The organism is Actinocrinis sp., assembly GCF_035938995.1.
Taxonomy (GTDB): domain Bacteria; phylum Actinomycetota; class Actinomycetes; order Streptomycetales; family Catenulisporaceae; genus DASZGI01.
Genome location: NZ_DASZGI010000153.1, coordinates 1 through 11,094, shown reverse-complemented (window position 1 = coordinate 11,094; position 11,094 = coordinate 1). Strand labels below are relative to the sequence as shown.

At 68.3% G+C, this 11,094-nt stretch carries 9 protein-coding genes; 8 read left to right on the top strand and 1 reads right to left on the bottom strand.

Annotated elements, in window-relative coordinates:
- Positions 1 to 89: 89 nt before the first annotated feature.
- The 8 genes from VGZ32_RS10970 (at position 90) to VGZ32_RS10935 (ending at position 8,474) form a co-directional block, all read left to right on the top strand.
- Positions 90 to 461 (top strand): BlaI/MecI/CopY family transcriptional regulator, encoded by a 372-nt coding sequence (locus VGZ32_RS10970; RefSeq protein WP_326885827.1) that lies wholly within the window; start codon positions 90 to 92, stop codon positions 459 to 461.
- Entirely contained in the window at positions 461 to 1,303 is an 843-nt protein-coding gene (locus VGZ32_RS10965; RefSeq protein WP_326885826.1) for a M56 family metallopeptidase, read from the top strand. The genes VGZ32_RS10970 and VGZ32_RS10965 overlap by 1 nt, the downstream gene beginning before the upstream one ends.
- A 39-nt stretch (positions 1,304 to 1,342) precedes the next feature.
- On the top strand, positions 1,343 to 2,104 hold the full coding sequence (locus VGZ32_RS10960; RefSeq protein ID WP_326885825.1) for an ankyrin repeat domain-containing protein: 762 nt from the start codon (positions 1,343 to 1,345) through the stop codon (positions 2,102 to 2,104).
- Between the two features lie 367 nt (positions 2,105 to 2,471).
- A complete protein-coding gene (locus VGZ32_RS10955; RefSeq protein WP_326885824.1) occupies positions 2,472 to 3,659 on the top strand; it encodes a GH12 family glycosyl hydrolase domain-containing protein in 1,188 nt (395 codons plus the stop codon).
- Between the two features lie 488 nt (positions 3,660 to 4,147).
- Positions 4,148 to 4,927: a DeoR/GlpR family DNA-binding transcription regulator gene (locus tag VGZ32_RS10950; RefSeq protein ID WP_326885823.1), complete on the top strand. Its 780-nt coding sequence runs from the start codon at positions 4,148 to 4,150 to the stop codon at positions 4,925 to 4,927.
- 303 nt (positions 4,928 to 5,230) lie between these two features.
- On the top strand, positions 5,231 to 6,571 hold the full coding sequence (locus tag VGZ32_RS10945) for a carbohydrate ABC transporter substrate-binding protein (protein WP_326885822.1): 1,341 nt from the start codon (positions 5,231 to 5,233) through the stop codon (positions 6,569 to 6,571).
- A complete protein-coding gene (locus VGZ32_RS10940; RefSeq protein WP_326885821.1) occupies positions 6,571 to 7,566 on the top strand; it encodes a sugar ABC transporter permease in 996 nt (331 codons plus the stop codon). Before VGZ32_RS10945 ends, VGZ32_RS10940 begins: the two co-directional genes overlap by 1 nt.
- Entirely contained in the window at positions 7,563 to 8,474 is a 912-nt protein-coding gene (locus VGZ32_RS10935; protein ID WP_326885820.1) for a carbohydrate ABC transporter permease, read from the top strand. The genes VGZ32_RS10940 and VGZ32_RS10935 overlap by 4 nt, the downstream gene beginning before the upstream one ends.
- Positions 8,475 to 8,497: 23 nt before the next feature.
- Here VGZ32_RS10935 and VGZ32_RS10930 read toward each other — a convergent pair.
- Positions 8,498 to 11,094: BTAD domain-containing putative transcriptional regulator (locus VGZ32_RS10930; RefSeq protein ID WP_326885819.1), on the bottom strand; the 2,597-nt coding region annotated here is incomplete at its 5' end.

Sequence of the window (11,094 nt, the reverse complement as noted above, 5' to 3'; positions counted from 1 at the left end):
GCCCGCATCACCGTCTGCCGATTCTGGGCTAGCCAACTATCCCGCGGTAGTACTACCTTACCGTAGTAGTTTGCGAGGAGGGTGGACACGTGGTGGAGTCCGGCGGTGGTGGCGGTGCGCTGGGGCCTTTGGAGGCCGAGGTCATGGCGGTGCTTTGGGCGGCGGAAGGGCCGGTGTCGGTGCGCGAGGTGGCCGGGCGGCTCAACGCCGACCGGGCCGAGCCGCTCGCGTACACCACGGTGATGACCGTGTTGTCCAGGTTGGCCGGTAAGCAGGTGGTGGCCCGCAAGCGGCAGGGGCGCGGCTATCTCTACACCCCGGTAGTCGCGGACAGCGCCGAGATCGCTGTGCGCGGGGTCCTGGCACGGTTCGGCGACGCCGCGCTGGCCCGGTTCGTCGATCAAGTGGAGTTGGACGCGGACCTGCGGGCCCGGCTGCACGAGCTGATGGGAGACTCCTGATGACGACACGCTTGCAAGCCGGATGGCTGCTGTGGCCGGTTGCGCTGCTCGCGGTCCTGGTGCACCTGGGTCTTGGCGCGGTCGCAGTGGTCGAATACCTGCGGCTGCACTGGCTGGCCTCTGAGCCGTACGATTTCACCGCCGTAAGCGTCATCGCTCTCAGCGCGGCCGCGGCGCTCGCGGGTGCACTGCGCGTGGCGTGGTCAGCTGCTCGCGGCAGTCGGGAGCTGCGGCGGCTCGTGCGGTCGGCCGGGCGGCCAGTGCCCGCGGCGGTTGCGGCCGTGGCCGACGAGGTGGGTGTCGCTGACCGCGTGGATGTGGTGGCCGCCGGAGAGGCATTCGCGGTCACGCATGGCCTAACACACCCCCGCATCTTGCTGAGCACCGGCCTGATCGAGGTGCTGGACCGGGCGGAGTTGACCGCCGTGCTGGAGCACGAGCGCCACCACCTTCGGGCGCGGGATCCGTTGCGGCTGCTGGCCGGACGGGCGCTCGCAGGATACGGCTGGTTCCTGCCGTTGCTGCGGTGGTGGACCAAGCGGTCGGCGCTGCGGCGTGAGGTGGCCGCCGACCGTGCGGCCACTGCCAAGGCCGGGGTGGCGGCGGTGGCCGGTGCGCTGCTGAAGTTGGCCGGCGCCCCGGCACCGGCTGCCGTCGCTGCGGCCAACCCGAATGGCGATCTGCCCGAGCGCATCGCCCACCTGGAGGGCCGACGCCCGAAGCGCAGGCATCGGCGCGGATGGTGGCTCGCAGCGGCGTCGCTGGCGAACTTCGCCGCGCTGTCGGCGGCGGCGATCTGCTGTGCGGGCATGGGTGTGGCGATGACGGGAGGGCTGACGTGAATCGGCACTTCGTCGAGGGCGGCTGCGTGGTGAGCCGTCATGAGTGAGCGGGAGGCCGGAAAGCCGATCCCTCCGGACAGCCCGGTCGCGGTCGAGCTGCGGGCAGCGGTTCACAGCGGTGACCTCGAGACGATCAGCAAGCTGCTGCGCGCTGATCCCGCGCTGGCGACGGCTCGGCTTGCCGGTGGACGCGGCGGCACCGCCACGCCGCTGCATCTGGTCACCGACTGGCCGGGTTACTTCCCGAACGGACCGCAGATCGTCAGGCTTCTGATCGATGCCGGCGCCGATCCCAATGCCCTGACGACCAGTCGAGGCTCCGAGCCCGGTCCCGGGTCAGAGACGCCGCTGCACTACGCAGCGAGCAGCGACGATGTCGACGTGGCCGAAGCCCTCATCGACGGGGGAGCGGATATCGAGGTGCCCGATGGATCGATCGGCACTCCGCTCGACAACGCCGTGGGCTACGGCTGCTGGCATGTCGCACGCCTGCTGGTGGCACGCGGCGCCCGGGTGGAGAAGGCATGGCACGCGGCGGCATTGGGCATGCTCGACCGCCTCGAAGCGATCCTGGGCGGCGACCCGCCCGCGCAAGATGTGTCGCAAGCGTTCTGGCACGCCTGCGCGGGCGGTCAGCGCCGCGCCGCCGAGTACCTGCTCTCGCGCGGCGCCGACCTGAATTGGGAGCCCGACTACGCACACGGCACACCGCTCGACGCAGCCGGCGGACTCGACACCAGGCAGGAGAACGTCATCACCTGGCTGCGCGAGCTGGGAGCCCGTTCCGCCGACCCCGACTGACGTGCCGTCGGTACGGGTGCGGCAGGGCGACCTCGATGACCAGGTTGGTGTCTTTGACCAGAAGGCCATTCGAATCAAGGAGGGGGCGCTCGAAGGCTGCGCACGCCTTTCTTGACGTGGACGTCATCACACCAGCGGACGGTGCGGCCAAGGCCGACCGATCACCGTGAAAGTTTCAGAGCGCCTGATTTCCCTCGTACATGGTCAGACGCGCATTAAGCGGCCCACGGCACGGTGGGACTCGACACCTTACTTTGCAGGCAGTTCGGAAACGCTTACGTTCTGCGCGCCGCGTGTGATCGCCACGCGGACTCGGCCCGGATCGGCGCGCCCGGTCGAGCGGACCGGTGAAGTGGAGAGATCCGGCATGGCAAGAAAGCTCTCGCGCACGTGGCGCGCCTGGCTGCTCGCGCCCGCCCTGGCGGCGACGGGACTCGCGTCCGCTCCGGCAGCCCACGCCGACACGACTCTGTGCGGCCCCACCAGCAGCGTTCAGGTGTCGGGCGGCCAGTACATCGTCCAGAACAACGAGTGGAACGACACGATCCAGCAGTGCATTAACGCGACCAACGACGGCTTCACGGTGACCGTGGGGAACCACAACCTGCCCACAAATGGTGCGCCCGCGGCCTATCCGTCCATCTACGCGGGCTGTCACTACGGCAACTGCTCGACCGGTAACGGCCTTCCGTTGCAGGTGTCGGCGTTCGACAACCCGCAGTCGAGCGTGAACTTCAACACGGCGGCCGGTCAGTGGGACGCTTCGTACGACATCTGGTTCGACACGCAGCCCTTCCCAAGCGGCCAGAACGACGGCGAGGAGCTGATGATCTGGGCCAACCACTCCGGCGCACCGCAACCGGCCGGTTCACGCGTCGGCACAGCCTTCATCGAGGGCGCCAACTGGGACGTCTGGATCGGCCGCGGCAGCGGCGGCATCAGCTGGAACATCGTCTCGTACGTGCGCCAGACGCCGGTCAACGCGATCACGGTGAACCTGACCGACTTCACCAACGACTCGATCAACCGCGGACAGCTGAACAGCGCGTGGTACCTGACCAGCGTCCAGTTCGGATTCGAGCCCTGGCAGGGCGGCCCCGGCCTCGGGGTGAACTCGTTCTCGTTCACCGCGAGCAGTTCCGGCGGCTGCGGGGCCAACTGTGGTGGCGGCGGCACTGGACCGGGTCCGGTCACCGGCTATCAGGGCCTGTGTTTGGATGACCGCGCGGCTTCGACCACGAACTTCAACCCGGTCCAGGTCTACACCTGCAACGGCACGGCGGCGCAGAGCTGGACCCTGACCTCCAGCAACCAGCTCGAAGCCCTCGGCAAGTGCCTCGACGTCAACGGCGCCGGCGCCGCGAACGGCACGAAGGTCGACCTCTACGACTGCAACGGCACCGGCGCACAGACATGGGTGCACCAATCCAACGGCGAGTACGTGAACCCCAACTCCGGCAAGTGCCTTGACGACTCCGGCTTCGGCGGCTCCGGCACCCAGGCCCAGATCTGGGCCTGCGGAGACGGCGCCAACCAACAGTGGAGCCTGCCGTGACACTCGCGCCTCCGCGTTGACCGGGGCAGCGGCGAAAGATCGTGGCGGAGATAGCTCTGCTCCGTTTCACACAGACTCTCCGCCACGATCTACAGCCGCCATAAAGCCCTGGTCAACGCAGAGGCGCAATCAGACCCTGCCGGGTGGCGGTGCCGTCTTAAGCGACGGCGCCGCCACCCGGACTTTTGTGTACGGTGGCAGGTCCTCGTCTTCTGCGCCAGATCGGGCCAGATCGAACAATCCTTAACAGGAATGATCGCCTCGGACGCCCGCCGTGCGGGCACCGCGCTCGACTTCGAACAGATCACGACGTCGATTCAGGTCTGGCATGGTCGATAGCGCTCGGTTACTCTGACGTCCCGGGCGGTCGAGGTCGGGCCGCCGGGGTGTGAATTGTTCGGTACGGTTCGTTTCTGTGCTACCTGGACGAGTCGCTCCGGCGAGTCGGGCCGACCGGGCCCGCCGGTGTGGAAAGGAGCGGCAACGCGATGTTGGCGGCGCAGCGGCAGAGCTGGATCCTCGAGGAGGTCCGCCGGATCGGCGGGGTACGGGTGAGCGACCTGACCCAGGCGTTGGGCGTGTCGGACATGACGGTACGCCGCGATCTGGACGCCCTGGCACGCAAGGGCCTGATCGAGAAGGTGCACGGAGGAGCGACGGCCCGGCACCCGGGGTCGACCGACGAGCCGGGCTTCGAGGCGAAGGTCGGGCGGGAGCGTGCCGCGAAGGACGCGATCGCACGGCGGGCCGCGGAGCTGGTGCGGCCCGGGACGGCGATCGGGGTGACCGCCGGGACCACGACGCACGCGTTCGCGCGGGCGATGGCGCGGGTGCCGGACGTGACGGTGGTGACGAACTCGCTGCGGGTGGCCGAGGTGCTGCACTCGCACGCGGTGGCGAGCCAGACGGTGATCTTGACCGGCGGCGTGCGCACGCCCTCGGACGCGCTGGTGGGGCCGGTCGCGATCCAGTCGATCCGGGCATTGCACCTGGACTGCGTGTTCATGGGCGTGCACGGGATGGACGAGGCGGCCGGGTTCACCTCGCCGAATCTGATGGAGGCCGAGACCAACCGCGCGCTGATGTCCACGGCGCGGCGGTTGATCGTGCTGGCCGACCACACCAAGTGGGGCGTGGTCGGCCTGTGCGCGATAGCCGCGCTCGAAGAGGCGTCCGTGCTGGTCACCGACGGGGACCTGCCGGAGGAGGGAAAGTCGGCGCTCGGCGACCGGGTCGCGGAGCTGGTGTTCGCCGGTGCCGACGAGTGAAGGTGCGCCTGCGGCCGGGCGCGGACACCCCAGATCCGCGCTAACCAACACTGCCGCACATCACGGTCTCACAACACCCGCCATTTGGGCGTTGACGGGGAGATCCTTCTGTCGTAGAACTACCCCTGCGGTTTCGAATCCGTTCCATCCTGATGAATTTTGTTGAAAGGCGATACGATCGAGCCCCTCGACGGAGCGGGGACGCAGACTCTGCTGGCGTTTGACGTCCCGGGCCTGGGCCAAGAGCTTCGCGGCTTGTTCGACTGCGATTGAACACAGCACCTTCACTCTTTGGGAGGCACCATGACGGACGTCGGGTCCGGTTTCGCGGGGGCCGGATTGCCAACCAGCCGCCGCACGCTGCTGAAGGGACTGGCCGGAGCCGCCGGCCTGACCGTCTCCGGCGGGCTGCTGGCCGCATGCAGCAGCAGTTCCGGAGGCGCGGGCAGCACCTCGACGGGCAAGCCGAGCGGAACGGTCAGCTTCGGCTCGAACTACTCTGACCCGGGCGTCAAAGCCGCCTTCGCGTCGCTCGCCGCCGCGGCGACCGCGTCCACCGGCGTGCAGGTCAAGATCAACACTGTCGACCACAACACGTTCCAGAACAACATCACCAGCTATCTGCAGGGCACCCCGGACGACCTGTTCACCTGGTTCGCCGGCTACCGCATGCAGTACTTCGCCGCGCAGGGCCTCGCGCTGCCCATCGACGACGTCTGGCAGAAGATCGGCGGCAACTTCAACAGCGCGGCCAAGGCGCTGTCCACCGGCCTCGACGGGCACCAGTACCTGGTGCCGATCTACAACTACCCGTGGGTCGTCTTCTACAACAAGAGCGAGTTCTCGGCCAAGGGCTACACCGTTCCGACCACCTGGGACGACTACGTCAACCTGCTCAAGAAGATGAAGTCCGACGGCCTGATCCCGCTCGCCTTCGCGGAGAAGGACGGCTGGCCCGCGCTGGGGACCTTCGACATCCTCAACATGCGCATCAACGGGTACGACTACCACATCAAACTGATGAAGCACCAGGTCCCGTGGACCGACGCGGGCGTCACCCAGGTCTTCGACCACTGGGCGCAGATCATGCCTTACATGCAGACCGGCGCGAACGGGCGCATCTGGCAGGACGCCGCCAAGGCTCTCGAGGCCAAGCAGGCCGGGATGATGTTCCAGGGCACCAACCAGGTCGCCGCGCAGTACGTCACCGACGGCGCGAACCTGAACGACCTGGACTTCTTCGTGTTCCCCGAGATCAACCCGGCGTACGCCCAGGACTACATGGACGCCCCCACCGACGGCTTCATGCTGAGCAAGAAGGCCAAGAACGTCGACGGCGCCAAGGCGATCCTGGAGTACATCGGCACCGCCGCCGCCGAGGCGGGCTTCCTGAAGACCGACCAGTGGGACGTCGGCCTGGCCAACGGCCTGAACGCGCCGACCTACGACGCGATCCAGAACAAGTCCGTCCAGGTGATCGGCCAGTGCAAGGCGGTCGCCCAGTTCATGGACCGCGACGCCGACCCCGCGATGGCCACCGCGATGGAGGCGATCATCCAGAAGTTCATCGACGACCCGAGCACCAGCAGCATCGCCTCGTTGCAGCAGAGCGCGGAGTCCCAGGCGAAAGCGATCTACGCCTGATGGCTTCGACCATCACCACGACGCGCACGGCACCGTCGGCGGCGAAGTCTCGCCGCCGACGGCGGCTGCGCAGCCTCACTCGCCGCGACCGGTTCGTCATCGCGGCGATGCTTCTCGTGCCGCTGCTGCTGGACCTGGCGTTCATCTGGTTCCCCGCGCTGGCGACGGTGCTGCTCTCGTTCACCCGCTGGAACGGCGTCGGCGGCCTGCACACCTCGGCCTGCGTGCCGAACGTGCCGTCCATCCTCGACAACGGCTGCCTGTTCGGCGTGCAGAACTACCACCAGGCCGCCACGATCTACCCCGAGTTCTGGCCGGCCGTCCGGCACAACCTCGTCTGGCTGGCCGTCTTCATCCTCTTCGCCACGCCGCTGGGCATGCTGTTCGCCGTCGTCATCGACCGCGGCATCAAGAACAGCCGGATGTACCAGAGCATCCTGTTCCTGCCGGTCATGCTCTCGCTCGCGCTGATCGGCATCATCTGGGAGTTCATGTACTCGCAGAACTACGGGCTGATCAACACCGTCATCGGCCGCACGAGCAACAGCAACGCGATCGACTGGCTCGGCAACCCGCACCTGAACCTGTGGGCTGTCCTGGTCGAGGCGACGTGGCGGCAGGCCGGCTATGTGATGGTGCTCTACCTGGCCGGACTCAAAGCGGTGGACCCGTCCCTGCGCGAGGCGGCGCTGATCGACGGCGCCAACCAATGGCAGACGTTCTGGCGAGTGGTCTTCCCGGTCCTGAAGCCCATCAACATCGTGATCCTGGTGGTCACGGTGATCGAGTCGCTGCGCGCCTTCGATCTGGTCTACATCACCAACAAGGGCATCAACGGCCTGGAACTGCTGTCGGTGCTGGTCACGTCCAACATCGTCGGCGAAACCCAGCGGGTCGGCTTCGGCTCGGCGCTGGGGGTCGTGCTGCTCGTGATCTCCCTCGTGCCCATCAGCATCTTCCTGTACAACACGTTCCGCCGTGAGGACGCGCCATGACCACCGCAGCCCTGCCCCGAGCGCTGGCGGACCGCGGCCGCTCGACCAAGCCCAGGCCGTGGGGCCAGATCAGCGCCCAGCTGTTCCTGATCAGCGCCTCGATCCTGTGGCTCCTGCCGATCGCCTTCGCACTGTACGTCGCCCTGCGGCCCTACTCGGAGACGCAGAAACTCGGGTACGTCTCGCTGCCCCACTCGCTGACGCTGAAGAACTTCAGCGACGCGTGGACGCAGTCCGACATGCTGCGGTTCTTCCTGAACTCCGTGTACATCACGGTCCCGGCCGTGATCGTCACGCTGGGCCTGGCCTCGGCGCTGGCCTTCGTGCTCACCCGGGTCAACATCAAGATCAACATCGCGCTGCTGATCCTGTTCACGGCCGGAAACCTGCTGCCCCAGCAGGTCATCATCACCCCGCTGTACCGGATCTACCTGCAGGTCCACCTGCCGGGCCTCCTCACCGGCGGCAGCGGCCTGCTCTACAACTCGATCCTCGGCCTCGTCGTCATCAACGTGTCCTTCCAACTCGGCTTCTGCGTGTTCGTGCTGAGCAACTTCATGCGGACCCTGCCGGGGGAGATGTACGAGGCGGCGGTCGTCGATGGAGCCGGCGTGTGGACCAGGTACTGGCGGCTGACGCTCCCGCTGTGCCGCCCGGCGCTCGCGGCGCTGGCCACCCTGCTGACCACCTGGATCTACAACGACTTCTTCTGGGCGATCACGCTGATGTCCTCCGGCGACAAGCGGCCGGTGACCTCGGCGCTGGCGAACCTGCAGGGGCAGTTCGTCAGCAACCAGAACCTGATCGCCGCGGCGGCGCTCATCGCGGCGGTGCCGACCCTCGTCGTCTACGTCCTGCTGCAGAAGCAATTCATCGCCGGCCTTGCGCTGGGATCCAGCAAGGGCTGACGGCCGCGCGCAGAACGTCGCGCTCAGTCGCGCGCCGAGGATGCGGTGACGTTGTCGTGGGAGGCGCTGTCGTCGATGGCACTGTCGCGCCCGCCGACATCGGCGAGTGCGTTCGCGTCAAGCTCGCGCAGCTTGGCGTGGACGGCGGCGACGTCGGAGTGCTTGAGGTCGTCGTAGATGACGACGGCCTGCTCCCACACACTGCGGGCGGCGGCTGCGTCGCCGCTCGCCAGGTAGGAGTCGCCGAGCGTCTGGAGGGCTTCCGCTTCGTAGTAGTAGTCGCCGATTTCCCGCCGAAGCGCCAGCTCCTCGAGGTTGTCGGCGATGGCGGTGGCGTAGTCGCCGAGGTGGAAGCGGGCGGAGCCGGTGCCGTGCAGAGCCGCCGCCTCGGCATACAGATTGCCCGACGCACGCGAGATCGCCAGGCCGTTGAGGCTATGAGCCAGCGCCGCCTCGTGATTCCCGAGCATGGCGTGGTCCCATCCGAGGGCGACCGGCAGCCAGGGATGCGTGCCCGCCTGCCCGATGGCTTCATGGATCTCCAGCGCCTGCTCGTCGTGGGCGAGAGCTTCGGTGGCGCGGTTCTGGTACCGCATCGTCCAGGCGATGACCTCGAGCACAGAGGCCTGGAATCCGCGTTCGCCCAGCCGATCGAACAGCGCGAGCGCCTTTCCGAAGTGCGCGAGCGCACCGGGGTAGTCCGTGCGTCTGACCCGCACGTAGCCGAGGTTCCGGTGGGCGTGCGCCACGCCGACCGGGTCGTCGGCGCGCTCGGCCGCCACCAGCGCACTGCGGCTGGTCGTCTCGATCTCGGTCCAGTAGCCGGCCCCGTCGAGGTAGCTCGCGACCGCCCATGCCAGCTGCCACGCGTGGGCGTCGAAGCCGCCCTCGGCCGCGAGTCCGCAGATCGCGATCAGGACGCTGTGTTCCGTGCGGAACCAGGCTCGCGCCTGTGTCCGATCGGCGAAGTCCTCCGGGGTCGTGCCCGGGCACGGCGCCTCGAGCGCGATCATCTGTGAACCCATGTTCAATGCCTGCCGCGCCCGGTGGGCGGAATGCAGATAGTGGTCGAACATCCGCCGTTTCGCCTGGTGGCGCTGCTCTTCGGTGGCGTGCCCGCTCGCCAGTTCGACGGCGTAGGCGCGCAGCAGGTCGTGCAGGGCGTAGTGGCTGGGAATCGGCTCGGCGATCAGGTGGGCGCGTACCAGGGCATTGAGAGCGGAGCGCGCCTCGTCCGGCGCCAGGCCGGAGAGGCTGGCCGCGGCGGCGGCTGAGATGTCCGGGCCCGGATGCAGGCCCAGGAGCCGGAACAGCAACGCCGCCGAGCCGTCAAGGGTCTGATAGGACCAAGAGAACACCGCGCGCACGTCCGCGGCGCCCTCCTCGGCTGAGAGGGCGTCCAGCCGCCGCTGAGTGTCGCCCAGCTGGTCGGCCACGCTCCGCAATGAGGCCCCGGGATAGGCGGCCGCTCGGGCAGCAGCGATGTTCAGCGCGAGCGGCAGGCGGGCGCACAGCCGCGCCAGGTGCGCCGCGGCGTCCGGTTCGCCGCCGGTGCGCTCGGCACCCAGGCGCCGGGTCAGCAGCTCGCCGGCTTCCTGCGCCGTGAACAGGTCGAGGGTGAGCGGCGTCGCGCCGTCGAGGGCGACCAGGCCGGTGAGCATGTTCCGGCTGGTCACCAGGACCAGGCAGCCCGCTGCACCCGGCATCAGCGGCCTGACCTGATTGGTGTCCCTGGCGTTGTCCAGCAGGATCAGCGTCCTGGTGTTCGCCAACTTGCTGCGGTACAGCGCCAGCACCGCATCCGGGTCTGACGGTATGCCGGCGGGTGTGATGCCCAGCGCTTCGAGGAACCCGCGCGCCACTACCAGCGGATCGGACGGTGCGCAGGACGGATCGAAGCCGCGTAGGTTGGCGTAGAGCTGCCCGTCGGGGAATCGGTGCGCCACCTCGTGGGCGAACCGGACCGCCAGAGCGGTCTTGCCAACGCCCGCCGTCCCGGAGATCGCCGAGATCACGACGGCGCCGCCCCGCTCCGCGGTCTCTCTCAGAGCCTTGAGCTCCGCCTCGCGTCCGACGAAGTGACCTACTGCCGCCGGAAGTTGGCGCGGTTGTGCGTGCTCTGTGTCGCGTCCACGTCGTGGCGGGTTGCCGGCACCGGTCGGCGCCAGCGCCGGGTCGGCAGTCAGGATCCGCTGGTGGAGCCGGCGCAGTGCGTGCCCGGGCTCCACGCCGAGCTCGTCGGAGATCAGCTTTCGGACATCCCGGTAGACGGTGAGGGCGTCAGCCTGCCGGCCGGCGCGACAGAGGGCTGTCATCAGCTGCGCGTGGAAGTGCTCGTCCAGCGGATACAGGCCGGTGAGGGACCGGAGCTCGGCGATAGCGTCCTCGTGCCGCCCCAGTTCGAGCTCTGCGTCGATGCGCCAGCGCAGCGCCTGTAGCCGCTGCTCTTCGAGCCGGTGGCAGGCGTCGACGATCTGCACGGAACCGGTGATGCCGTCGAACGGCTCCCCGGTCCACAGCCCGAGTGCGCTGCGCAGCGTCTCGGCGCAGGTCGGCCACTGCCCGCGCTCGTGCGCGGCGCGGCCTTTCGCGCACAGCTCCGCGAACTCGAGCAGATCGA

What these genes read in the sequence shown, in the direction of transcription:
- VGZ32_RS10950 (WP_326885823.1), top strand. Translation starts at nt 4,148, where the DNA reads ATGTTGGCGGCGCAGCGGCAGAGCTGGATCCTCGAGGAGGTCCGCCGG.
- VGZ32_RS10945 (WP_326885822.1), top strand. Translation starts at nt 5,231, where the DNA reads ATGACGGACGTCGGGTCCGGTTTCGCGGGGGCCGGATTGCCAACCAGC.
- VGZ32_RS10965 (WP_326885826.1), top strand. Translation starts at nt 461, where the DNA reads ATGACGACACGCTTGCAAGCCGGATGGCTGCTGTGGCCGGTTGCGCTG.
- VGZ32_RS10960 (WP_326885825.1), top strand. Translation starts at nt 1,343, where the DNA reads ATGAGTGAGCGGGAGGCCGGAAAGCCGATCCCTCCGGACAGCCCGGTC.
- VGZ32_RS10940 (WP_326885821.1), top strand. Translation starts at nt 6,571, where the DNA reads ATGGCTTCGACCATCACCACGACGCGCACGGCACCGTCGGCGGCGAAG.
- VGZ32_RS10935 (WP_326885820.1), top strand. Translation starts at nt 7,563, where the DNA reads ATGACCACCGCAGCCCTGCCCCGAGCGCTGGCGGACCGCGGCCGCTCG.
- VGZ32_RS10955 (WP_326885824.1), top strand. Translation starts at nt 2,472, where the DNA reads ATGGCAAGAAAGCTCTCGCGCACGTGGCGCGCCTGGCTGCTCGCGCCC.